This is a genomic window from Alteromonas sp. 4NH20-0104, from assembly GCF_057547795.1.
In genome coordinates, this window is sequence record NZ_BAAJLP010000019.1 from 37,182 (window position 1) to 61,729 (window position 24,548).

Genomic DNA, 24,548 nt, shown 5'->3' on the forward strand with positions numbered 1-24,548 from the left:
AATTGATAAATGACCGGCAGGGACGGCGTTATTTAATGGTACGGTCTGGCAAATTGTTAGCCGGTTATTTTACTGCTACTGTGGCAGGCAGAAACAGCGCCAACAGCCGCAACGGGAACAATCAGGAATGAATTTTTAATGAGTAAGATTACTACCTGGCGAAGAGGTTATCACGAGCAGCCTCGCTGGTTGCGTATCAGCGAGTGGTGCCTGTTGGCTTATGTACTTTATGCTGTGGTATTGGGGCTGGTGACGCCTTATGTATTAACGTCTAAATTGCCAACGGCGTTATCGCAAAGTCTCGGGCGTGAAGTAACCGTTGAGAACATCTCGATTAATCCCTTTTTGCTACGGGTACGTGTGGCTAATTTTCGCATTGCAGAGGCTGATCAACAGGGCGACTTTGTGCGCTTTAAGCAACTGGAAGTCGACGCGGCATTCTGGCGCACCTTATTAACTTTTACTCCCACCCTTGAGCATTTCTATTTAAACGCCCCGTATGCGCGGTTAGCTCGTGAGCAGGGCGGTGATACCACCGAGTTTAATTTCTCAGATATTATTAGGCATATCCAGTCTCAGGCTGCCTCTGAAGAGACAGAAAAAGAGGCTAGTGATGACGGCGGCATTCCACACCTACGACTCGGATTGCTAAACGTAACGGATGGCAAGGTAGAAGTCTTTGACCGGCTGAGCGGCGCTGAACTGGTTTATCCCAACCTGGCGCTGGAGCTGGCTAACCTGGATACTCACGCCACGATTTCGGATGCCGCGCGAAGCGAGGAGGCAGGCAGCCCGGATAATTTGTATCAGGTGAATGTGAGCACTACGGAAGGCGGTACTTTGTACGTGGATGGTTTGTTTCAACTGGCGCCACTGGCTTTCACCGGCAAAGTGGTTATAAAAAAGCTCGCGCTGCCACCGCTGTGGCCACTGTCTGATGACATCATCAAAGCGCGGTTAACCGATGGGACATTGGATTTCTCAGTAGGTTATGCGCTAAGTGAAACTGAGCAAGGGATGCGCTTCAGGGCAACTGACGGCCAGCTGGCTATTCACTCGCTGGCTTTGTCTGATGCTACCAGTCAACGCATCTCTTTGGATACTTTTAGTTTAACGGATATGCAGCTCGACACCGATTCACAGCGGGTAGATATTACCGCTTTAAATCTTAAAGCACCTTATATCAATGGGGTTTACGACAATGACGGGTTGGATTTAATTAGTCTGCTGATGCCAGCCGGCCCAGCCGAGAATACTGCAGAGCCTGAAGTTAACGAAAAGCCAGCGACCTCACCGGCCTGGCAGGTTGTGTTGGGTAAGCTGGCGATTAGCGAGGGCGATATTCAACTGCATGACAAGGCTGTTGCGCAAAGTATGTATTGGCGGGTACACCCGATAACGGTGACGACCAGTGAAATCGACAGCAGCTTCTCAGCGCCGGTTGACTATGATGTTGCACTGGCTATCGGCGGCAATTCACAGGCTATTCCTGATACCGCCCAGGGTGAAATAGTCACTCGCGGCAGTGCTGATTTGGCAACCCAGGGAGTATCCGGTGAACTCACTCTTTCGGATATCGCGCTGCCACAGGTGCAGTCGTACTTAACGCCTTTCGTCAACTTATCCTTATCTGAGGGCGCGCTGTCTGCCACTACTCGCTACGAAGTCGCCGATAGCGGTAAAAAGCTAAAGGTGAGCGGTGATGCAACCGTTGCTAATCTGACCATTCTGGATGGATTGCACTACGAGCCGTTAGTAAAATGGCAAACCCTGGACATAGCCGGGTTGCGCTTTAGTCTGGATGAAAATACGCTGGATATCGCCTCTGTTAATGTCACCGAGCCCTACGCAAAAATTCTTATCGACGAGCAAAAACGTACCAATATCGGTGCGATTCTACGTAGTGGTGAAAGTGCAGACGACGCTGAGGGAGGCTCTGTTGATAAGCCAGAAACCGGCGAAGCTGAAGGTTCTCCGTTAGCAATCAGCATCGGGGCCATTAATCTTAATAACGGCAGTGCTTACTTTGCTGATGAGTCCTTAACACCACAGTTTGCATCAAGTATTGAGTCGTTAAACGGTTCTATTGAACAACTCACCTCCGATGCCGGGAGTGCTGCGAAAGTTGCCATAAACGGTAAGATAGACAGCTACGCGCCGGTTTCACTCAAAGGCGAAATTAACCCCTTGCTGGAAGAACTGTTCCTCGATCTGGATTTTGCCGTTGAGGGGGCTGAGCTCACCTCGGTGAACCCTTATTCAGGCACTTACATGGGGTATTACATCGATAAAGGACTGTTGTCGCTGGATGTTCGCTACAAGGTGCAAAACAGTGAGCTCGACGGCAATAATCACGTGGTGATTGATCAGCTTACGCTGGGCAGAAAAAGCGATTCGGACCAGGCTCTCAGTTTGCCGCTAGGCCTTGCCGTGGCGTTACTTCAGGATAATGACGGGGTGATTGATTTGGGGCTTGAGGTGTCTGGCGATCTGGATAGTCCGGATTTCAATTTCGGCTCGATTATATTAAACGCCCTGGGTAACCTGATCACCAAAGCCGTGACCGCGCCGTTTACCTTTCTGGCCAGTCTGATGGGCAGTGAGGATGAACTTAACCGGATCGATTTCGCGGCTGGTCAGGAATCGCTTAATGAACAAGCTACACAGCGCCTTACTACGCTGGCCGAAGCGCTGAATAAGCGACCGGGCTTACGGGTAAGTATTGAGGGCACGGTCGATGCAGTGAGCGACGCCCGGGAACTTGCCGTGGCGCAATTGCACCAGCAACTACTTGAACGCAGTGGACAGGATGCTTTACCCGATAACTTCTCTGCCAGTAATGTGCCCCTTGAAGGGCCGCTGGCGAGTGCGCTGGAAACGCTGTTCAGCGAAACACTTGAGGTTCCTGTTCAGGACGAACAACAGCGGATCCGGGCGCAACTGCAAAATAACCACGACGAACCGGTTACCGAACAGCAGGTCACACGGGCCCTGCATATCGCGATGTACAATCGCTTAAGAGACAGTATTACCATTCCCGAGAGTGAGCTGGCAGCTCTGGCCCAGGAGCGCGGCAAACGAGTAAAAGCCTATTTGGTCAATCAGGCTCAGATAGAGGCAGGACGCCTGTTTTTACTTAATAGCCGGGAGCATCTGCAGTCGCAGTCGAGCAGTGTGGAGTTGTCGCTGCAGGTAGATTGACAGAACTATTCTCTGACTTCTTGAAAACAGGTTGAAAGCAAAACTGACGGTCTCTTAGATACATAAAAGCGGTTGTCTCATTGAATTTTTAATGGCAGCTACGAGCGAATTGCAAAATTAAAAGAGAACAGCCATGGTAGTCAGCTTCAGACAAACAGCGGAAGTCTGACAGCCTTAAAATTAGCTGTAGTTTCTGGCCATCAAGCACCTTTCGGGCTTATCATCTTAATGTTCCGAAATGAACGACTGCCGCTGACTTATCATTGAATATCTCTTAATTAAGTGTAATGCTACAAATTGATACGATATTCGGGCGTACTCGAGCCCAACGTATTGATCCTAAAGGACTGGGAGCATCAAATTGAGAGATATTTCACCCTCAGATTTAAAAACAATTTTACATTCAAAACGCGCTAATATTTATTATTTAGAGTATTGCCGCGTGATGCAAAAGGATGGTCGAGTGCTTTACTTGGCTGAATCAAAAAAAGAAAACCTCTTTTACAGTATTCCAATTGCTAATACAACCGTAATATTGCTCGGCAATGGCACATCTATCACTCAGGCTGCAATGCGAATGTTGTCGCAGGCTGGCGTTTTGGTTGGTTTTTGCGGCGGTGGCGGCACACCGTTGCATATGGCTACCGAAGTTGAGTGGTTTACTCCTCAAAGCGAATATCGTCCAACTGAGTATCTGCAAGGTTGGCTCTCTTTTTGGTTTGATGACCAAAAGCGCCTCGATGTGGCTAAGCATTTTCAAAAAGCCAGAATTACATATCTAGAGACGGTGTGGTCAAGGGACCGAGAGCTAAAAAGCCAAGGCTTCATTTATAAAGATGAGATTATTCAGCAAGCCTTGAAGACATTTCATGCTCGAACATATGCTGCAAATAAATCGTCTGACTTACTCCTTACTGAAGCTCAACTTACAAAAGCGCTTTATAAATATGCTGCCAATAATACTGGGTTAAAGAACTTCACTCGCCAGCATGACTCCACCTCATTAGCCAATGATTTTCTCAACCACGGGAACTATCTCGCTTATGGATTAGCTGCCAGCTGTTTATGGGTATTAGGTATACCGCATGGTTTCGCAGTAATGCACGGTAAAACCCGACGCGGGGCATTGGTATTTGATGTGGCTGATTTGATTAAAGATGCGGTGGTACTTCCATGGGCTTTTGTTTGCGAAAAAGAAGATGCGAGTGAACAAGAATTTCGTCAGCAAATATTGCAAGCCTTTATCGAACATAAGTCGATGGAGTTTATGTTTAACACAATCAAAGCGATCGCAATAAATGAGCCGACAGATACGGATGATAATGTCTTATGATGGTTACGTTTGTCTCTGAATGCGAGAAAAATGCACTAACGAAAACCCGCCGGGTATTAGATGCCTTCGCTGATCGTATCGGCAACAATACATGGCAAACGCTGATCACCGAGGACGGCTTGCAGACGGTGAAGAAAATGCTTAGAAAAACTGCAAGCCGGAGCACCGCTGTTAGTTGTCATTGGATACGTAGCCGCTCTCGTAGTCAGTTGCTTTGGGTGGTGGGGAATCGTACCAAATTCAATTTTGATGGAGTTGTCGCAGTTAACCGGACCTCGCTTAATTTAGAGCATAGAGAGTGGGAATCAGGTTGGTATTTAAATGAGATCGTTGTTCTTGCGAGCTCCGTTGCAGGACTATTTCATGATTTTGGAAAAGCGAATGCCTTATTTCAGAAAAAGCTACTGGGGAAATCGCAGACTAAAGGCGAACCTTATCGGCATGAATGGGTTTCTTTGCGTCTTTTTGAAGCATTTGCCCGGGATAAGTCAGATCGTGAGTGGATTGAAGATTTAGCGAAACTGACTGAGCCAACGTTCGCAAAAGAGTGCAATAAGCAGGTATTGGCATCAATATTTAAAGATACGCCGGATGCTTGGCAAAACCCTTTTGCTCAAGGAAAACTCGCTCCTTTCGCTAAACTGATCGCGTGGTTGGTGGTGTCTCATCATCGCTTACCGAAAAATAATCATGATGTCAGCGTCAATATTGAAGAAATGCATGATTGGCTTCGTATTTTCAATTGTCATTGGAACTCTCCGAATGCGCTGGATCTTAGTCAATACACAGCAAAAGCATTAAAAAACAACTGGTCATTCCCAAACGGTACGCCGATATTAAGTCGTACCTGGCAGACTAAAGCTTCAAAACTTGCAAGAAAGATGAAAAACACTCCCTTGCTATTTAATAATTCAATCACTTGGTTTGAACAGCGATTTGTAGCACATATGGCGCGTTTATCACTGATGTTGGCAGATCACTATTACTCTTCACTTTCTTTGCAAGAAAGTAAAACGGCCTGGCAAGATCAGGCATATTCAGCGATCGCTAATACCGATCGCCATTCGGCCGGTATCAACAGTACCACACCAAAACAAAAGCTGGATGAACACAATATTGGAGTGGCGGTTAACGCACAGCGTTTTGCACATAATTTACCGGCGCTAAAAACGACATTACCAGCTATCTCTCAACACCGCTTGTTTGTAAAAAGCGCGGGTATTGAAAAATACAAATGGCAGGATAAAGCCTTTGCAAAGGCTAAAGCCATAGCTAAAGAAACTGCACGACAGGGCTTCTTTGGTGTGAATATGGCATCCACTGGTTGCGGTAAAACCATTGCTAATGCGCGTTTTATGTATGGACTGGCAGATGAGCGGGAAGGATGTCGTTTTTCCGTTGCCTTAGGCTTACGCACTTTAACGCTGCAAACCGGTGATGCTTACCGGAATTTATTAAAGTTAGGCGACGATCAACTTGCAGTGCTGATTGGTTCGCAAGCGGTAAAAGATCTGCACGTGGCAACAAGCTCGCAAGAGCAGCAAGGCAGTGAGTCTGCAGAAGATTGGTTTGAACATCTTTCTGTTAGCTACGATGGGCAAATTTACGATGGACGCTTAAAGCATTGGTTAAGCGCAAGTCCAAAGCTGGAACAAATGGTGAGTGCGCCACTTTTAGTTAGCACTATTGATCATCTGATGCCAGCGACGGAAAGCCAGCGTGGAGGTAAGCAAATTGCACCAATGCTCCGTTTATTGACCTCTGATTTAGTGCTGGATGAACCAGACGATTTTGGTTTGGAAGATATGCCTGCTCTATGCCGTTTGGTTAATTGGGCTGGCATGCTTGGCTCACGCGTGTTGCTTTCTTCAGCAACCTTACCACCCTCATTGATTAAAAACTTATTTGATGCTTACAAAGCTGGTCGCGAGCAGTTTAATCAGGCGCAATTCTCAGAACAAAAACAGCCCCCGATCTGGTGTGGCTGGATTGATGAATTTACCACCCATACAGAGCCGCTGACAAATGTGACCGATTTCGTCGCAGTGCATCGCAAATTTGTGGGCAAGCGTGTTACTAGGCTCGAAAAAATTGATCTTCCGGTACGTAAAGGTTCAATTGTAAAGGTGAGTACACCTAATCTTGAGGCCAATGCAAATAACGCGGTGTGTGAAAATTCTGTAAATCAAGCGGTAGCACAAACCGTTTATGAACACATCCATCTCCTGCATCGCGCTCATGCGGTATCTTCGCCGAACGGGAAAAAAGTCTCTATAGGTGTGGTGCGTATGGCGAATATCAATCCAATGGTCGCCGTTACAGAAGCTCTTACTCAGCTTAATCCCCAGGATAATTACCGTATTTGCTATTGCGTTTATCACTCGCAGTTTCCATTGGCACTGCGTTCTCATAAAGAACAAAAATTAGACCGATTATTAGACAGGCACGATCCAGTTGAATTGTGGCAGCAGCCAGAAATCAGAAAAGTGTTAGAGAGTTCAGTTGAAGAGAACATTGTCTTTGTAGTGCTCGGAACCTCTGTGGTTGAGGTTGGTCGTGACCATGACTACGACTGGGCAATTGCAGAGCCAAGTTCTATGCGAGCTTTGATTCAGTTGGCAGGTCGTATTCAGCGTCACAGGCAACAGGTTCAAGAGCACGCTAATTTAGTTGTATTAAATCTGAACATTAATGCTTTAAAAGGTAAAAGCGTAGCATATTGCCATCCGGGCTTTGAAAGTGCCGGTTTGCCATTGAAAAGTCACAATATCAGCGAATTGTTGGGCAGTGAATTAGCAAACATCTCTGCGATCACTCGTGTCAAAGAGCCTTTGTTCAACAAAAACGGCCAGGATTTTATGATAGACCCTAACTCAGCAGAAGGTCATGCTTATCCCGCTAAATCTTTCTTAGTGCAAGAGCATCGTGCACTACGGTTTGCCTTAGAAAGCATACCAAAGCCTGGGTTTTACCATGGCGGGCGTGAAGCAAATCGCTGGTGGTCTAAAGAAAATGGTCATCACGCTGCCTGGAATGCAGAATTTATTCAACAAACGGAATTTCGAAAATCTGACCCGCAAGAACCCTTTGTACTGCGATGTGACGAAGAAGAAATAGAGTGGGGGCAGTTTGATACCTCTACTAAACCACATCAATTTATAAATAAATCTCATCGATTTCGCTCAGCAGATATTGAGCTGGCTACTGGTTGCCAATGGTGGTTTTCCGACACAACAATTGAAATCTACAGTCTTTTCTCTGAGCTGCTAGGGCAATCACCGCGCCAGATCAGTAACCGCCTAGGTGAAATTCAGCTTCGCGCTGAACGGCAAGAGCTAGATATTGTGTGGTCTTGGCATGATCAACTTGGTGTGTTTCAACAAATTAATCATTAAGGAAGGTGAATGGACGGAACATTAAGTGCCGCAATTGCGGAATATATTAGTCAGCGTAAGCAAGCAAAGCTGGAGCCTTTGCAAAAAGCGCTTAACAAAGTACTGGAGAAAAGTGATGATCCCGTTGCTATCGCTCAAGCAAAAGCAGATTACCATCAAAAAGCCGGTCCTATTGAAACTGAGTTTTCGCCCGAAATTTGGTTAACGAAGAAAGCTAAGTTAGCGAAGCAAATTACGATAGCGACTCATGCACCTAAATATTTGAATAGTGATGCCAAAGCTACAGGAGTTTATCAAACTAAATTTGAGCTGCTAGATAGAAGTTATTTAGTGTCTCAACATTTACCAGCTTTGAAAGCTGATTTTATTGGAAATGCGGCGGTACTAGATGTTGCTACCTTATTAAAAATTGAAGCTTCGGGTGAAACTCTTATTGATCAATTGCGGAAGGATCAAGCACATGCTTTGTCATCATTTACTGAAGATCCTATTCTATTAGATACATGGAAACGTGACTTCCAGAAAGCTTTAAGGGATGAGAAACAATCAGCGCATACACTCACAAAGCAAATTTACTTTCCTGTTGAGGTTGAGGCAATAGAATATCATTTGCTTTGCCCGTTATATGCTTCTTCATTATCAGACCAGTTATACGTAAAAATTAGACAATCTCGTTTTGGTGAATCCAAGGATGTCCGCGACGCCCGTAAAAAAGGAGAGTACGACGAACGAATTGATGTGCGCTTTCCTTCTACTGCCGTGCAAATGTTTGGCGGCTCTAAGCCACAAAATATTTCTCAGCTGAATAGTGAACGGTATGGGCAAGGCTTTTTGCTTAGTAGTGCACCGCCAAGTTATCTGGCGCAATCCAAACCTCCGGTATCAAGCCACACCTTGTTTAATCGCCAATTTAGTTGGAGAGCCAATCACTTAGTACGCGACTTCAAAGCCTTTTTAACAGGGTTAAAAAAGACAGATAAGAATTTCCAAACCCGTTACAAACGTGATTATTTCTACGTCAAACCTCTGATAGATTGCCTTCTCAATTTCGCTTCAGAAATTCAGACTATCCCACAAAGTGCGGGTTGGACTGATGTTTCTGATTGCAATATGAAACGAGCGCATCAACTGTTTTTAGATATAGACAATCCGAATGAAGCGTTTCAACAAGAACGCGACAAGGGGGATTGGCTCGAGGTAGTTGCCAGCGATTTTGCCAATTGGTTACTACGTAAACTGGAAAGTAAAGAAAATTACCTGCTCGGTGATGTTGAGCAGCGGTATTTCAAAAAGCTCTGCTTGAATGAACTACGAGCCTTTGAACGAATGGGTAGTGTGCAAGAGGAGAAATATGTATGAAGCATTATCTCTTATTAAAAAAAATGGATGTACAAAATGCCAATGCCATTGCTGGTTTAACTTATGGTTTTCCTGCTATCACCAATTTTCTGGGCTTTGCTCATGCGTTATCGCGTAAATTGGTTGCCAAAATGGGAGTCAGTCTCGATGGTGTAGCGGTGATCAGTCATAAAAATGTGGTTCATGCACGGCAGCCGAGTGGACGGGGGGATTTTGTATTCGCATTAACTCGCAATCCCCTCACGCAGCAAGGCAAAACCGCGCCGATTAATGAAGAAGGGCGTATGTCTTTGCAAGTATCGTTATTAATTGAACTAAAAGGCATTACTTCCGGTGATGAACAAGCTAGACAACAATTAATTACTGAACTTAGCAAGTTAGTCCCTTCTATGCGCCTTGCTGGCGGACAAATTATTGACGTACAGGATTATTTGCCGCTGACTGATGAGAAAAGCCAGCTAAAGGAATTGCGCCGCTTAATGCCGGGTTTTGCATTAATAGACCGTCGCAATTATTTAGCAGAGCACTTTTTAGCTAAGCAACAAATTGATCCTAAAACCACCTTGATGGATGCGTGGTGTGATTTTGCTACTGTGTCTTACAAAGCCAAGCCGCTTGAAAACAAAAGCACGAATGACAACGAAGGAAAACCCAAGGCGCATTGGGAATACGAACGTAAGACTAATCCTGGCTACTTAGTGCCACTGGCAAGTGGCTATTGCGCTATCTCCGAGTGTTACAAGCCGGGCGTCGTCTCCAATGTTCGTGATAACACAGTGCCCGTGACCTTTGCCGAAATCGCATACACCGTTGGCGAATGGCTGAGTGTACACCGATTGAAAAATATCCAACGTGGACTGTGGCATTACCACTATGATTTCCCTTGGTACCTAGCGCAAGGACACGTGCCTGAAACTGAAGTAACACAACACGAAATACCTAAACCTGACCAACAAGATGAAGCCGATAATTTTGGTTTCGATCCCGACTTTTTATATTTAAAGGACTTAAATAATGGCTGATAAAAAATTAACGACACCGTCTGTACTCGCATTTGAAGCAAAAATGCTCCCATCTGATGCCCTTATGTTTGCCGGCAATTGGGAATCAGATCAATGGACTCCAATTATTGTGGGCGAAAAAGCAGTTCGAGGTACGATTTCAAACCGCTTGAAAAGTGCGATTGCCAACGATCCTGCAAAACTGGATGCTGAAGTCAGCAAAGCGAACTTACAAACGGTTGATACTGCAGCGTTGTCACACAACACTGATACTTTAAAACTAGCTCTTTCTTTACGTGTACTGGGCGGTTTAGACATTCCATCGACGTGCAATAGTCCTGAGTACCAGCAGGCACTTGCTGAAAAAATCAAAGCTTATCAGGAAGAAACAGATTTTACTGAATTAGCAAGGCGCTATGCTCAAAATATTGCCAATGGCCGCTTCTTATGGCGTAACCGTGTGGGCGCAGAAAATTTGCGTGTTGAAGTACAAGCTGCCGCTGAACAATTTACTTTTAATAGCTACGAATTTGATTTGCGCTCTTTTGACGAGAAAGAACAAGTGAATGAACTGGCAACATTAATTCAAAAAGGCTTAAAAGGCGAAGCAGTATTCCTGAACATTTCGGCTTATGCCAAGCTTGGCGAAGGTCAGGCAGTCTACCCATCCCAAGAGCTGGTAATGGGCGGTGGTAAGGGTGACAAGAGTAAATTTCTTTATCAGTTGAATGGGCAAGCGGCAATGCATTCTCAGAAAATAGGTAATGCGTTACGCACCATTGATACCTGGCACTCCGCTGCAGAAGAAGTTGGTCCCATTGCCGTTGAGCCATATGGCTCGGTAACTAACCGTGGAGCCGCTTATCGCCAGCCAAAAGAAAAAATAGATTTTTACAAACTACTCGATAGTTGGATGTTAAAAGGCCAAACTCCAGAAATCGAACAACAGCATTACATTATGGCAATGTTGATTCGTGGCGGAGTCTTCGGCGAATAAGGAAAAGATATGAAATATTATCAAGATATCACCTTGCTGCCCAATGTCGATGTGCCGTTGAGTTTTATTTGGGAAAAGGTTTATCAACAGATTCATTTGTTATTAGTGGAAAGTAAGTGTGCGGAAAATCAATCCTCGATGGGGCTTAGCTTCCCTACCTACGGCGATAAAACCTTTCCTTTAGGTAATCAATTACGATTGTTAGCTGAGAATGAAGATAAGTTAATTCAAGCGAATCTTTCCAAGTGGCTACAGCGGTTTAGAGATTACGTTCATATAAAGTCGATTAAAGCCATACCGACAGAAGTGAATCAATATGCCTGTTTTTATCGCGTAAACGCTAAATCACAGCAACGGCGTTTAAAGCAGCTAGATCGCCGAGTAGCTGTGCTATCGGAGAAGCATCGGGTGGACGAAGATGAAATGCGAGAGCTGTTACTTCGCAATATTGAATTAAATTCGCTAGAAACTAAGTTGCCCTTCATCAATGTGAAAAGCTTGTCTTCAATTAGCAACTCCGAGCCACATCAGTTTAGATTGTTTATTGGTCGTGAAGTTGTAAGTGACTGCTCTCAGACTGTCAACGTATTTACCTGTTACGGGTTGAGCGCATGTGATAAAGGCAAGCCAACTCTCGTTCCTATATTCTAATAATAAGGGGTCGGTTTGACCCTTTATTTATTGGCTCTTTAAAAATCAAATTAAAAACAGTAGCTTAATGTTTTTTGGAATTTAGAGGGTAAAAGCTTCTTTTCCTCATTAAATTTCTATAAATGCGACAGTTTTTGAGAGATTTTCATTGTTCACTGCCGCACAGGCAGCTTAGAAAGTAACCATGTTATTGAAGTGGATAGCATGTTCGTTCACTGCCGCACAGGCAGCTTAGAAAATTTCAGCAAACGTCGGCTGACCGGAGGTTGTGTTCACTGCCGCACAGGCAGCTTAGAAATTGCCGTCAACCATGCGCCCCGAGGTACGGGTGTTCACTGCCGCACAGGCAGCTTAGAAATAAACTTTCCCTCGATTAAATGGCATGTTACTGTTCACTGCCGCACAGGCAGCTTAGAAAGCCAACCAGATTGAAACCTACGACATTGCCAAGTTCACTGCCGCACAGGCAGCTTAGAAAGTTTGGACGGCGAAAGGTGGCGAAATACTGGGGTTCACTGCCGCACAGGCAGCTTAGAAAATCAGGTAGTGGCCGTCAGTTGCTTTGGCAGTGTTCACTGCCGCACAGGCAGCTTAGAAATCAGTGAGCAAGTTGCAAAGTTGTTGGCCTTCGTTCACTGCCGCACAGGCAGCTTAGAAAATTATCGCATTGTTGTTAACAACATCGTGTGTGTTCACTGCCGCACAGGCAGCTTAGAAATTTACCTTTTTTAGTTGCTGGAACCTGAACCCGTTCACTGCCGCACAGGCAGCTTAGAAATTAAGGAGAACAGCCAGGCCGGACTGCTGGAGGTTCACTGCCGCACAGGCAGCTTAGAAAAGTACAATTATCGAACGTATTACAGTGTTAGGGTTCACTGCCGCACAGGCAGCTTAGAAACTAGAGAATCATGCTACAGAAGATTCAGGGATGTTCACTGCCGCACAGGCAGCTTAGAAAAGTTAATCATGAGCGAGACCTAAACTTTCCCTGTTCACTGCCGCACAGGCAGCTTAGAAAAATCAGATTGCAAATACTGGCAGCGCAATGTCGTTCACTGCCGCACAGGCAGCTTAGAAATGTGACTCTGTACGGCACTTTGCGATGGCATTGTTCACTGCCGCACAGGCAGCTTAGAAAAATGCCCCGCAGTTAACTATAGGTATATCTGGGTTCACTGCCGCACAGGCAGCTTAGAAACAACTGAAAGCACATATTGATGATGACTGCCCGTTCACTGCCGCACAGGCAGCTTAGAAAACCAGCCAAACTGGTGAGCAGAGCAGTACACCGTTCACTGCCGCACAGGCAGCTTAGAAAGTTAAGTGTCAGCCTGTCACCGGTATTATCAGGTTCACTGCCGCACAGGCAGCTTAGAAAGCTACCGATAGGCAATGTGCTAGGCATCTTCTGTTCACTGCCGCACAGGCAGCTTAGAAAGCCAACACCTAACAATCTGTCAGTCCAGGCGTGTTCACTGCCGCACAGGCAGCTTAGAAAGCCAACACCTAACAATCTGTCAGTCCAGGCGTGTTCACTGCCGCACAGGCAGCTTAGAAAACTATCGACGGTCAGCGAGGCGTTAACCAAGAGTTCACTGCCGCACAGGCAGCTTAGAAATAGTGAAAATTCTGCACTAGGTGGTGAAAAATGTTCACTGCCGCACAGGCAGCTTAGAAATCATCGGTGGTAATGCTTAGGTTCAGAGTGTTGTTCACTGCCGCACAGGCAGCTTAGAAAACCAGAAATCAAATAGCCTGCACCGCTTGAAAGTTCACTGCCGCACAGGCAGCTTAGAAAAACGACGTAGACCGTGACCATTCAATCTGGTCGTTCACTGCCGCACAGGCAGCTTAGAAACTTCTGGTACCACCGAACTGGCACCCGGATCCGTTCACTGCCGCACAGGCAGCTTAGAAACTAAATTAAATGACCCGGCTACTTGCGGAACCGTTCACTGCCGCACAGGCAGCTTAGAAAAGCGCCATATCTGGCGTCGAGGGCACTGTATAGTTCACTGCCGCACAGGCAGCTTAGAAAGACCAAAACGGCTGGGAAACCGTCAATGCCAGGTTCACTGCCGCACAGGCAGCTTAGAAAAGTATTGTCAGTGAGCAAATCGCCGCCCTTGAGTTCACTGCCGCACAGGCAGCTTAGAAATTCACGGGCCGACTGTATCAGCATGGCGTTGTGTTCACTGCCGCACAGGCAGCTTAGAAATGTTGGCACTTCAGGAACTATTAAACTTGAAGGTTCACTGCCGCACAGGCAGCTTAGAAATATCCCCGTGGAGTTCGTTGTCACCCTTCGGTGTTCACTGCCGCACAGGCAGCTTAGAAAGTAATTGATGCGGATGATCTGCTTGCAGGCGTGTTCACTGCCGCACAGGCAGCTTAGAAAATTAGAACGCACATTAAGCAACTGGCGGACACGTTCACTGCCGCACAGGCAGCTTAGAAATTGATGGTGCGCTTGATGGCGCTTTCCCTGAGGTTCACTGCCGCACAGGCAGCTTAGAAATATGTGGATGGCAAAGCCAGTTACGATATGGGGTTCACTGCCGCACAGGCAGCTTAGAAAAGAAGGGTGGCAAGGTTTCGGTTCCCGGCCAGGTTCACTGCCGCACAGGCAGCTTAGAAAATCAGTAACAGCAGGCGAGGAAGTCTATTACAGTTCACTGCCGCACAGGCAGCTTAGAAACATGGCATCATTGGCCAGTTACGGTGCTAACGGTTCACTGCCGCACAGGCAGCTTAGAAATGACTGTAAGTTTGGGTATGCTTTTCACCACCGTTCACTGCCGCACAGGCAGCTTAGAAAATGCTGATCCCTGCCGGGAAACCTCCGCGCGGGTACACTGCCGCACAGGCAGCTTAGAAAGCGCCAATACAATGGGATGTGCCCTATACAGGGTTCACTGCCGCACAGGCAGCTTAGAAATCTCGCATTGTGCTTAATACGTCGGGGAATGAGTTCACTGCCGCACAGGCAGCTTAGAAATATACCGCCGCTGGATACACGCCCGCCGTGTTGTTCACTGCCGCACAGGCAGCTTAGAAAAGGGAGATAACGGCGCTCGGTGTGTGTGTAACGTTCACTGCCGCACAGGCAGCTTAGAAAGTTAAGCCAGTGGCCAAAGGTGTGGCGCCGCAGTTCACTGCCGCACAGGCAGCTTAGAAAGTTAGCGTATATTGTGTTGTGATCAGTGAAAACTACACTGCAGAGTATTTCTGTTATGAGGCTACATCTATTTGAGATGGAATTATCATTGCCTTAAAGTCTGGTTTACGTATAAAGCAGAAATCCGTTATGGTCAGCAGTACGTCCGCTCCTGTCAGCTCAGAGTTGATCTACTAAAGACCAAGCTATAAAAAAGCGGCGCAAAATGCGCCGCTTAGCAGGGAGATAATGTCTTAGTGGTTACTGTTTGTTTTCCAGTAATGCACTGCCAATTTCAATATGGCGGGGTTTTTTCTCTTCCGGAATTTCGCGTTCCAGGTCGATATTGAGTAACCCGTGTTCCAGGTTAGCGCCCGTTACTTTCACGTGATCGCCCAAGTGGAACTTACGTTCAAACGTACGCTCGGAAATACCTTTGTGCAGGAACTGGCGTTTTTGTTCCTCATTCTGGCTTTCCTCGGCGTCTTTTTTACCGGCCACAGTCAGCGCGTTTTCGAGCACTTCGATGGTCACATCGTCTTTGCTGAAGCCGGCTACGGCCATGCTGATTCGGTATTTGTCTTCGCCCAGTAACTCAATGTTGTAAGGCGGATAAGTGGTTTGATTGCCGTTTTGAGAAGCTGCATCAATCATGGATGCCAGACGGTCAAAACCAATAAAAGAACGGTAAAGTGGAGATAGATCGATAGTACGCATAGTCATATCCTCGCAATTAAGCAATATGTAAAGTTAGGTTTAACACCATCCCGCTTAGCGGCGATGGTTCCGTCGGCCTTATCGTTAAGCCCCGACACTAAAAGAGATATGTGCTGGCGGCTTTTTTTCAATAGCGGCAATAAAAAAATCCCGCACTATTTGGCGGGATTTTTTAAAGTGTTAATTTAATCAATGCTTTACATGGCTACTGATTTTACTATTTGACCATCTTTAACCACCAGGCCGACGTTTTCGAGCAGCGAAATATCATCCAGTGGGTTACCTTTAACGCCCACAATGTCGGCTTTTTTACCAGCGCTGATACTGCCCAGGTTATCCTGTTGCTTAAGCAGGGTGGCAGGATGAATAGTGGCAGCCTGAATAGCCTGCATTGGTGACATACCAAAGCGCACCATGCGGGCAAACTGTCTGCCGTTATCGCCATGAGGATATACCCCTGCATCGGAACCAAATACCATTTTCACCCCGGCCTTAACGGCTTTCTGAAAGTTTTCGCGTTGACGTTTGCCAACAATTCGCTCTTTGGCGAGGCTTTCTTCAAGGATACCCGCCTTTGCACCTTCACTGAGAATATATTCAGTGACATAGATATCCATGGAGAAATACGTTCCGTGCTCAAGAGCCAGTTCGATACCTTCTTCATCCAGTAAGCTAACGTGCTCTACCGAGTCTACGCCGGCTTTAATGGCTGTTTTAATGCCGCTGGTACCGTGCGCATGAGTGGCAACCGTTAAGCCGCGCATGTGGGCTTCGTCTACCAGCGCCTGCATTTCTTCAAAGGTGTATTGCTGTACGCCCACTTTAGTGCCTTTGGAAAGTACACCGCCCGTTCCACAGAATTTGATTACCGTGGCGCCGTATTTAATATTGCGGCGTACAATTTCACGCACAGCCCAGGGGCCATCGGCAACACCCTCACTGACGGTATGAAACTCATAAGGCAGCAGGTTGTTGTCGCAGTGTCCGCCGGTTACGCCCAGTGAAGGGCCCGACACAAACATCCGTGGCCCTTGTATGTCGCCATCATTAATGGCATCTCTTAACGCCACATCGGCAAAACCAGGCGCGCCAACGTTACGCACTGTGGTAAAGCCGGCCATCAGCGTGGCTTTAGCGTGTTTTACGCCAGTCAGGGTGACACGCGGTAAGGAATCGGCCAGGCGCTTGTAGCCGTGTTTGGTGGCATCCGAGGTGAGGTGAACGTGCATGTCCATGAGTCCCGGCATAAGCGTGTAATCGCCCAGCTCCATCACATCGGCATTAGTCGGAATGGTCACCGAGCGTTTCGAACCGGCAGCCACAATGGTGTTATCTTCCATCACTACCACGGCATTATTGATTAGCTTGCCATTTTCTACATCGATCATCCGGTCGGCAGTCAGTACGGTGGTTTTAGCACACGCGGCAGAAGCGCCCAGCGTTAATGCAAGGAGTGTTATTATCGTTTTCATTGAATACTCTGGAATGTTAAAGCTTAAGGTACAAACCTAGCAGTTAGCCAGCGCAAGGTATAGTTTATTCGCGATTAAGCAGCGCTACTGCGCGAGGAAACCTTAATGGGTCTGACTGCCGCGCTCGCGCAGTTTAATAATGAGGAAAACCACGCCAAGCAAAGCTGTTAACATCCACATTGGAAAATCGCCCCAACGACGGTAGGGGGTGCTGCCTGAGACGGTTGGTAGCCTGGCTGATAGAGCGGCAGTTTCAAACTGCGGCAACTGCGCAACCACTTTTCCCTGATGGTCGATAAAGGCCGATATACCGTTATTGGTAGAGCGGATCACGCCAATACCCAGCTCTTTAGCCCGCATTCGGGCAATTTGTAAATGCTGGGCCGGGCCGTGGGAACGGCCAAACCAGGCATCGTTGCTCACGGTAATAATAAAATCCGTGTTGGCGTACAGGTTAGCTCGTACCTGCCGCGGAAAGGCAATTTCAAAACAGATGGCCGGGGCCAGATGCCGGCCATTGGCAAGCAGGTTAGGCTGCTGAAATTCGCCGCGATTAAACGATGACATCGGGAGGTCAAACAGGGGCGCCAGTGGCCTCAATAAGTCCTCAAATGGCACGAATTCACCGATTGGCAACAGGTGGTGTTTGGCGTATCGATTGCCGTGAAAATAACGGTACTGCCCCTGGTTATCGTCAGGGCGGGCATTCCCCAGAACGATCAGATTATTCCAGGCTTCCTGACTTTCAAAATTGTAGTTGACGATGCCGGTGATAATGGCCGTGTTGTGCCGGGAAGCTTCATCGTTCATCTCTATAATGAAGTCCTGAGCGAGCATTTCCAGTTTGGGAATGGCTGCTTCAGGCCAGATGATGATGTCGTTATCCCATATCAGGTCGGTAAGCGCCCGGTAGGTATTCATAGTGGGCGCATCCTGCTCTGGCACCCAGCGCAACGACTGTGCAATGTTGCCCTGGGCCATGCCAATCGACACCGGTTCGGACGGCTCGACCCAGTTAACCGTATTTAGCAGCAGCGCCGCAATTGTTAGCGTGCCGGTAACAACAATGGCCTGTAAAAAACGTTTGGTGACGGTGGCGCAGGCCAGAGAGCTGACAATGGCAATTAACAGCCAGGTCAAACCGGTTTCACCTATTACAGGTAACCAGCCGGCCAGTGGACTGTCGAGCTGGCTATACCCTAATGACAACCACGGGAAGCCGCTCAGAAACCAGCTTCTGAGCCATTCTGCCGAAAACCAGATAGCCGGCAGCAATAGCGGCAGCAGGGCCGGCTTTACAAACCGTTTGGCAAGGTAAAAACTGATGGCGGGAAACAGCGCCAGATAAGCGCTTAATAAAAACATCATCAGCACTGAAGCAATGAGTGGCATACCGCCAAAGTCGGCAATACTCACATGCACCCAGCTTACTCCGGCGCCAAACCAACCCAAACCGAAGGTCCAGCCCAGCCAGAACGCTTTTTTAAGGGTATCAGTAAGGAGTAACTGACGTAGCGCCACCACCAGAGCGACAGGCGTAATAAGCCATAAATCGAAAGGGGCATAGGCCATAGTTAACGACGTGCCGGCCAACAGGACCAGCACTAAAGGAAGCCACTTTCTCAAGCCAATTACTCCAGGTCTGGCAGGGTCACTTTCAGTTGCATCAACCGGCGTTTATCCGAGTTGGTGATTTTAAACTGGATATTGTCGATAACAATTTCATCGCTGGTGGCAGGCATGTGGCCAAAGGCTTTCAACACAATGCCGCCAATGGTGTCGGCTTCTTCTTCGCTGAATTTAGTCTCAAAGAAACGGTTAAATTCGTCTACCGGCACCAGTGCTTTTACTGAGTAGGTATATTTATTCAGCGGGCGAATATCATCGGTACCATCTTCTTCCAAATCATATTCGTCTTCAATTTCACCAACAATCAGCTCCAGTATATCTTCAATGGTTACCAGGCCTGAAACACCGCCGTATTCATCGACTACGATGGCCATGTGATAACGTTGCTGACGGAACTCTTTTAACAGTACATCTACCCGTTTACTTTCTGGGACGATGACGGCCGGGCGCAATACATCACGTAAATGAAAGGTCTGATCGTCGTTATTAATAAATGCATAGCGGAGCAGATCTTTGGCCAGTAAGATGCCTTCGATGTGATCTTTATCTTCATTGATTACGGGGAATCTGGAGTGTGCACTGTCGAGCATGACAGGTAAAAATTCTTCAACCGGCTGGTCAATATCGATGGTGACCATTTGAGCGCGCGGGATCATAATGTCTCTTACCCGCATTTCGTTGACGCCGATAACGCCTTCGATCATTTCTCTGGTTTGAGGGTCAATCAGCTCTCGTTGTTCGGCTTCAGTGATGACCTCAACCAGGTCTTCTTTACTTTGCGGCTCTCCGGAGAATGACAGCTTCAGTTTATCAAACCAGCTTTTTCCCGAGGAGCCGTTGGTAGAGTGGGGGTTATCGTCGCTCATAATGTCCGTGTCTAATTAGCGTTATAGGGTCTGTTTCTTGTTTATTTCTGGCTTTACGGCCCGCATGAACAATGAAAAAGCGCCTTCGTCTTTTGCAAAGTTAATCGTCTTGATACGGGTCGTCAATGGATAATTTGGCTAACAGAGCAATTTCAAGTTGCTCCATGGCGTCGGCCTCTGCCTCTTCAATATGATCATACCCCAGTAAATGCAACGTACCGTGAATCATCATATGAGCGTAATGATCGCCAATTTGTTTGTGCTGCTCAGCCGCTTCTGCGGCGATTACCGGCACGCAAATCACCAGGTCCCCCAGCAGGTTGAGAGGCACTTCTGGCGGGCACTCAAACGGGAAGGATAACACATTCGTAGGCTTGTCCTTGCCGCGATATTCGTGATTCAACGTTTGTGATTCCTCGTTGCCGACAAACCGCACGGTGATCTCTTTTTCACCCGTCTTAAGGTGATTTAGCACCAATGAAGCCCACGCAGTAAGCTGGGCTTCGTCTGGTATCGAAGCAATCAGTTCAGCGTCGCCCTCATAGGCCTGCTGGTAATCTACAATGGCGCTCACTTAATCGTCACTCTCATCAGACTTGTCTTGCTTTTCCTGTTCCTGGGCAGCCTTTTTAGCAATCCGAATGCGTTCCTGCTCAGCGTCGTAATCTTCATAAGCCTGCACAATACGGGCAACAACCGGGTGACGTACTACATCGCCAGCGGTGAAGAAGTTAAACGAGATATCATTCACATCCTGCAGTACATTAATCGCGTGGCGTAGACCTGAGCGTGCACCTCGGGGTAAATCTACCTGGGTGATATCGCCGGTAATAACCGCCTGAGAGTTAAAGCCGATACGCGTCAGAAACATTTTCATCTGTTCCACGGTGGTATTCTGGCTTTCATCTAGAATAATAAACGCATCATTGAGCGTACGGCCGCGCATGTATGCCAGCGGAGCTACTTCAATAACGTTACGTTCCATGAGCTTTTCTACTTTTTCGAAACCCATCATTTCAAACAGGGCATCGTAAAGGGGGCGCAGGTAGGGGTCGACCTTCTGAGAGAGATCGCCAGGCAGGAAACCGAGTTTCTCGCCGGCTTCTACTGCCGGGCGGGTGAGCAGAATACGACGCACTTCCTGACGCTCCAGGGCGTCTACTGCACAAGCAACTGCAAGGTAGGTTTTGCCGGTTCCCGCCGGTCCAATGCCAAAGGTAATATCGTGATTAACCACATTGGCTACATATTGCGCCTGATGCGGATTACGTGGTTTGATCACGCCACGCTTGGTTTTGATATTAATTTCCCTGCCGTACTGGCCGGATTCCTCACGTTCCAGGCAATTGGCTTCCTGAATGGCAAGATGAACCTGCTCGGGCGGTAAATCCGGCACCAGGCCTTTCACCGGCTGTGTCTCGATATACAGTAACTTGAGTAATTCAACAGCCCCATTGGTTTGTTGAGGCTCCCCAACAATCTTAAAGAAGTTGTTGCGGTAGGTGATCTCGACGCCCAGACGACGTTCAATTTGCTTGATATTGTCGTCAAACGGGCCGCACAAACTGGACAACCGTTTATTATCTTCCGGTTCCAGGACTACTTCATTACTTACCAGTTTACTCAAGTTGCTTTACTGCCTCTTAAATTGAAGGTTGAAATTGGGTTACGCCAAGTTCATCAGGTAACTCTGCCTGATGCCTGGCTAATATACTTTGTGGTGATACGGCAACGCGCAGGCCCATATCGGCCTCACGACGAACCACTTCACCACGCAATGAGTTACTGAATACATCGGTGATTTTGACATCCACAAACTCACCTATCATATCCGGCGTGCCCGGGAAGTTAACCACACGGTTATTTTCGGTACGCCCCTGTAACTCCATTATGTCTTTTTTCGATGGGCCTTCCACCAGAATGCGTTGCTCGGTATCCAGCATGTTGCGGGCAATGCGCAGTGCCTGCTGATTAATACGTTGCTGCAATAAATAAAGACGTTGTTTTTTGGCATCTTCACTTACATCGTCCACCGCATCCGCCGCCGGTGTCCCTGGACGCGCCGAGTAAATAAAGCTGAAACTCAGGTCATAATCGACCGCCTGAATTAAATCCATCGTGGCTTCAAAGTCAGCATCGGTTTCACCGGGAAAGCCGATAATAAAGTCTGATGACATGCTGATATTCGGGCGCACTTTACGTAATTTGCGGATCTTTGATTTATATTCAAGGGCCGTGTGACCACGTTTCATTAAATTCAGAATACGGTCTGAGCCACTTTGCACCGGCAGGTGCAGGTGATCAACCAGCTCTGGCACCGTTTCGTAAACCGCAATAATATCGTCGGTAAATTCCACCGGATGCGACGTGGTGTATCGAATTCGGTCGATACCATCAATGGCAGCAATCAATTCCAGCAATTCTGCAAAACGGCAAACACTGCCGTCGTGGTGTTCACCACGGAAAGCATTCACATTCTGGCCAAGCAGATTGACTTCCCGTACGCCTTGTTCCGCCAGTTGGGCGACTTCCAGCAACACGTCATCCACCGGGCGGCTGACTTCTTCGCCGCGGGTATAAGGCACCACACAAAAACTGCAGTACTTGGAACAGCCTTCCATAATGGATACGAATGCGGTTGGACCTTCTGCGCGGGGCTCTGGCAGGCGGTCGAATTTTTCGATTTCGGGGAAGCTGACATCCACAACAGCCGTTTCGCCAGCCTGGATTTGATTAATCATCTCGGGCAAACGATGCAGGGTTTGCGGACCGAAAATCACATCAACAAAAGGCGCACGCTGACGAATATGATCGCCTTCCTGTGAGGCCACACAGCCGCCCACACCAATGATCAGATCCGGGTTAGTCTTTTTCAGATTCTTCCAGCGGCCCAGTTGATGAAACACTTTTTCCTGAGCTTTTTCGCGGATAGAGCAGGTGTTGAGCAAAATAACATCGGCCTGCTCCGCTTCTTCAGCCAGCGTATACCCGTGAGTTGAATCGAGCAGATCGGCCATTTTTTCCGAATCATACTCATTCATCTGGCAACCCCAGGTTTTGATGTACAGCTTTTTACTCATAGCATTTAATAATCACGTTAGGCTGGCGCAAAAAGGGGTTTGCATAGGGCAATCCACGGCGCGCAGCGATTTTGGTCAAAATAGCCGCGTATTTTAACTGTTATAAACCCCGATCGCTACCCTTGTGAGCCGGTCTGAGTGGGATTTTAGCGCTTTTTCGATCCAGCCCAAGGCAAGTTTACGTAACAGTTTAAAATCCATGATTTATTGCTAACACACTGATATAACGCGCTTGTGTAACAATTGCCTATACGGATTGGTATTAGAATTAGCCCGCGAGTTCGGGCATAATCGCTGAACATAAACAGGGTTCCTATATGTTTGATTTTTGTATTAATGGCGCTGGCATGGTTGGCGCGGCCACCGCTTTGGGCCTGGCACAGCAGGGTTATCAGGTCGCGATTATAGAACAGCGTCCGCCGCAGCCTTTCGCTGCCGGGCAACCGCCGGATCTGCGCATGTCGGCCATCAGCGTGGCATCCGTAGACTTGCTGAAGGCGCTCGGAGCCTGGCAGCACATTGAAGCCATGCGGGTGCGTTCCTACAGCGAGTTATCAGTATGGGAACGGCCGGATTGCCGTACCGACTTTATAGCCAGTGACGCCGGTTTTGAGCGCCTGGGGTATTTTGTGGAAAACCGCCTGGTCCAACTGGGATGCCATCAAGCGTTAAAAGCGTTTAGTAATGTCAGTTGGTTTTCGCCGGCGCACATCAGTGCGTTAGCTCGCCCGGCGAATGATAATGAGCCGGTGGCCATTACCCTGGAAGGCGGTGAAGAAATTTGTGCAAAATGGCTGATTGGTGCCGATGGGGCCGAATCCCAGGTACGTCAGCTTAGCGGTATTGGCATATCAGGCTGGCAGTATGCGCAGCAAGCCATGGGGATTATTGTTGAATTTACCGAACCGGTAGCCGACCGCACCTGGCAACAATTCACGCCTCTTGGCCCCCGCGCTTTATTACCTATGCATGACAATTATGCGTCACTTATCTGGTATGACAGTCCGCAGCGTCTGGCTGCATTGTCAAAATTATCCTCGGTACAGCTGAAACAAGCGATTGAAGAGGACTTCCCGCCCTTGGGCGATGACTTTACGGTATTGAATAAAGCCGCTTTCACCCTCATTAGAAGACATGCCAGTGACTACATTATGCCCGGCATTATTCTGGTGGGTGACGCCGCGCATACCATCAATCCGTTGGCCGGGCAGGGCGTCAATCTGGGCTTTAAGGATGTGGCTTGTTTACTGGCTCAAACGGCTAATGGGCAGGCGGGTAGTGAAGGGTTTACCGACCGGCTGCGGACAGAATACCAGCGACCACGCCAGCGTGACAACGGGCTGATGATGTCGGCAATGGATGGCTTTTATACCGCGTTCAGTAATGATCATGCGCCGCTTAAATGGCTGCGTAATGGCTTGCTAAAAGTGGCGCAACATACCGGGCCGGTGAAGGCTCAGGTTCTCAAATACGCAATGGGATTAGCTTAATGACCATACTTTATATTATTGGCATTTTATTTCTGGCACTGGTGGTTATTGTGCCATTGCTGGAAAAATCCAAATGGCGGATGAGTGGTGAGGACATGTCGAAACTGACCCGCTGGTTCTGGCCATTGTTGATGATTTTGCTGGTTGCTCAACTGATCAAGATGCTGGTAACTTAAACCGGCTGTGGATACGGACACTGA

Annotated in this window: 16 protein-coding genes and 1 CRISPR repeat array; of the genes, 9 read left to right on the forward strand and 7 right to left on the reverse strand. The window is 47.6% G+C overall.

What is annotated here, in order from left to right; translation table 11 throughout:
• Nucleotides 1-138: 138 nt before the first annotated feature.
• The 7 genes from AC27IB_RS14230 (at nucleotide 139) to cas6f (ending at nucleotide 11,937) form a co-directional block, all read left to right on the forward strand.
• On the forward strand, nucleotides 139-3,201 hold the full coding sequence (locus AC27IB_RS14230; RefSeq protein WP_487121716.1) for a DUF748 domain-containing protein: 3,063 nt from the start codon (nucleotides 139-141) through the stop codon (nucleotides 3,199-3,201).
• Between the two features lie 361 nt (nucleotides 3,202-3,562).
• Nucleotides 3,563-4,534 (forward strand): type I-F CRISPR-associated endonuclease Cas1f, encoded by a 972-nt coding sequence (cas1f, locus tag AC27IB_RS14235; RefSeq protein ID WP_487121718.1) that lies wholly within the window; start codon nucleotides 3,563-3,565, stop codon nucleotides 4,532-4,534.
• Nucleotides 4,531-7,929, forward strand: a complete 3,399-nt coding sequence (gene cas3f, locus AC27IB_RS14240; protein ID WP_487121720.1) for a type I-F CRISPR-associated helicase Cas3f — start codon at nucleotides 4,531-4,533, stop codon at nucleotides 7,927-7,929. The genes cas1f and cas3f overlap by 4 nt, the downstream gene beginning before the upstream one ends.
• A 9-nt stretch (nucleotides 7,930-7,938) precedes the next feature.
• Complete coding sequence (gene csy1 / locus AC27IB_RS14245; RefSeq protein ID WP_487121722.1) at nucleotides 7,939-9,288, forward strand: type I-F CRISPR-associated protein Csy1; 1,350 nt, start codon at nucleotides 7,939-7,941, stop codon at nucleotides 9,286-9,288.
• Nucleotides 9,285-10,310 (forward strand): type I-F CRISPR-associated protein Csy2, encoded by a 1,026-nt coding sequence (csy2, locus tag AC27IB_RS14250; RefSeq protein WP_487121724.1) that lies wholly within the window; start codon nucleotides 9,285-9,287, stop codon nucleotides 10,308-10,310. Before csy1 ends, csy2 begins: the two co-directional genes overlap by 4 nt.
• Nucleotides 10,303-11,286 (forward strand): type I-F CRISPR-associated protein Csy3, encoded by a 984-nt coding sequence (gene csy3 / locus AC27IB_RS14255; RefSeq protein ID WP_487121726.1) that lies wholly within the window; start codon nucleotides 10,303-10,305, stop codon nucleotides 11,284-11,286. The genes csy2 and csy3 overlap by 8 nt, the downstream gene beginning before the upstream one ends.
• Nucleotides 11,287-11,295: 9 nt before the next feature.
• Nucleotides 11,296-11,937 carry a type I-F CRISPR-associated endoribonuclease Cas6/Csy4 gene (cas6f, locus tag AC27IB_RS14260; RefSeq protein WP_487121728.1) on the forward strand — a complete coding sequence of 214 codons (642 nt, stop codon included), beginning with the start codon at nucleotides 11,296-11,298 and terminating at the stop codon, nucleotides 11,935-11,937.
• 150 nt (nucleotides 11,938-12,087) lie between these two features.
• Nucleotides 12,088-15,115: direct repeats of the CRISPR family, unit length 28 nt; unit sequence GTTCACTGCCGCACAGGCAGCTTAGAAA.
• Between the two features lie 240 nt (nucleotides 15,116-15,355).
• Here cas6f and AC27IB_RS14265 read toward each other — a convergent pair.
• The 7 genes from AC27IB_RS14265 to miaB all read right to left on the reverse strand — a co-directional run bounded on the left by AC27IB_RS14265 (nucleotide 15,356) and on the right by miaB (nucleotide 22,858).
• The gene (locus AC27IB_RS14265) at nucleotides 15,356-15,811 is read right to left on the reverse strand and encodes an Hsp20 family protein (RefSeq protein ID WP_296043662.1); all 456 of its coding nucleotides are present in this window, start codon (nucleotides 15,809-15,811) and stop codon (nucleotides 15,356-15,358) included.
• 197 nt (nucleotides 15,812-16,008) lie between these two features.
• Complete coding sequence (locus AC27IB_RS14270) at nucleotides 16,009-17,283, reverse strand: Xaa-Pro dipeptidase (RefSeq protein ID WP_487121730.1); 1,275 nt, start codon at nucleotides 17,281-17,283, stop codon at nucleotides 16,009-16,011.
• Nucleotides 17,284-17,385: 102 nt separating this feature from the next.
• Entirely contained in the window at nucleotides 17,386-18,909 is a 1,524-nt protein-coding gene (lnt, locus tag AC27IB_RS14275) for an apolipoprotein N-acyltransferase (RefSeq protein ID WP_487121732.1), read from the reverse strand.
• Nucleotides 18,910-18,914: 5 nt separating this feature from the next.
• Nucleotides 18,915-19,778, reverse strand: a complete 864-nt coding sequence (gene corC / locus AC27IB_RS14280; protein WP_296043656.1) for a CNNM family magnesium/cobalt transport protein CorC — start codon at nucleotides 19,776-19,778, stop codon at nucleotides 18,915-18,917.
• Between the two features lie 100 nt (nucleotides 19,779-19,878).
• Complete coding sequence (ybeY, locus tag AC27IB_RS14285) at nucleotides 19,879-20,352, reverse strand: rRNA maturation RNase YbeY (protein ID WP_296043654.1); 474 nt, start codon at nucleotides 20,350-20,352, stop codon at nucleotides 19,879-19,881.
• Nucleotides 20,353-21,405, reverse strand: coding sequence for a PhoH family protein (locus tag AC27IB_RS14290; RefSeq protein ID WP_296043652.1), 1,053 nt, complete (start codon nucleotides 21,403-21,405; stop codon nucleotides 20,353-20,355).
• 16 nt (nucleotides 21,406-21,421) lie between these two features.
• Nucleotides 21,422-22,858 carry a tRNA (N6-isopentenyl adenosine(37)-C2)-methylthiotransferase MiaB gene (gene miaB / locus AC27IB_RS14295; protein WP_296043650.1) on the reverse strand — a complete coding sequence of 479 codons (1,437 nt, stop codon included), beginning with the start codon at nucleotides 22,856-22,858 and terminating at the stop codon, nucleotides 21,422-21,424.
• Nucleotides 22,859-23,175: 317 nt separating this feature from the next.
• Between miaB and AC27IB_RS14300 the strand changes: the two genes are divergently transcribed.
• Nucleotides 23,176-24,348, forward strand: a complete 1,173-nt coding sequence (locus AC27IB_RS14300; protein ID WP_487121735.1) for an FAD-dependent oxidoreductase — start codon at nucleotides 23,176-23,178, stop codon at nucleotides 24,346-24,348.
• Nucleotides 24,348-24,524, forward strand: a complete 177-nt coding sequence (locus AC27IB_RS14305) for a hypothetical protein (RefSeq protein ID WP_296043646.1) — start codon at nucleotides 24,348-24,350, stop codon at nucleotides 24,522-24,524. The genes AC27IB_RS14300 and AC27IB_RS14305 overlap by 1 nt, the downstream gene beginning before the upstream one ends.
• Nucleotides 24,525-24,548 lie beyond the last annotated feature (24 nt).

Coding starts and splice junctions, on each gene's coding strand:
- csy3 (WP_487121726.1), top strand. CDS start 10,303: ATGGCTGATAAAAAATTAACGACACCGTCTGTACTCGCATTTGAAGCA.
- AC27IB_RS14265 (WP_296043662.1), bottom strand. CDS start 15,811: ATGCGTACTATCGATCTATCTCCACTTTACCGTTCTTTTATTGGTTTT.
- csy2 (WP_487121724.1), top strand. CDS start 9,285: ATGAAGCATTATCTCTTATTAAAAAAAATGGATGTACAAAATGCCAAT.
- corC (WP_296043656.1), bottom strand. CDS start 19,778: ATGAGCGACGATAACCCCCACTCTACCAACGGCTCCTCGGGAAAAAGC.
- AC27IB_RS14305 (WP_296043646.1), top strand. CDS start 24,348: ATGACCATACTTTATATTATTGGCATTTTATTTCTGGCACTGGTGGTT.
- cas6f (WP_487121728.1), top strand. CDS start 11,296: ATGAAATATTATCAAGATATCACCTTGCTGCCCAATGTCGATGTGCCG.
- AC27IB_RS14300 (WP_487121735.1), top strand. CDS start 23,176: ATGTTTGATTTTTGTATTAATGGCGCTGGCATGGTTGGCGCGGCCACC.
- miaB (WP_296043650.1), bottom strand. CDS start 22,858: ATGAGTAAAAAGCTGTACATCAAAACCTGGGGTTGCCAGATGAATGAG.
- AC27IB_RS14230 (WP_487121716.1), top strand. CDS start 139: ATGAGTAAGATTACTACCTGGCGAAGAGGTTATCACGAGCAGCCTCGC.
- csy1 (WP_487121722.1), top strand. CDS start 7,939: ATGGACGGAACATTAAGTGCCGCAATTGCGGAATATATTAGTCAGCGT.
- cas3f (WP_487121720.1), top strand. CDS start 4,531: ATGATGGTTACGTTTGTCTCTGAATGCGAGAAAAATGCACTAACGAAA.
- AC27IB_RS14270 (WP_487121730.1), bottom strand. CDS start 17,283: ATGAAAACGATAATAACACTCCTTGCATTAACGCTGGGCGCTTCTGCC.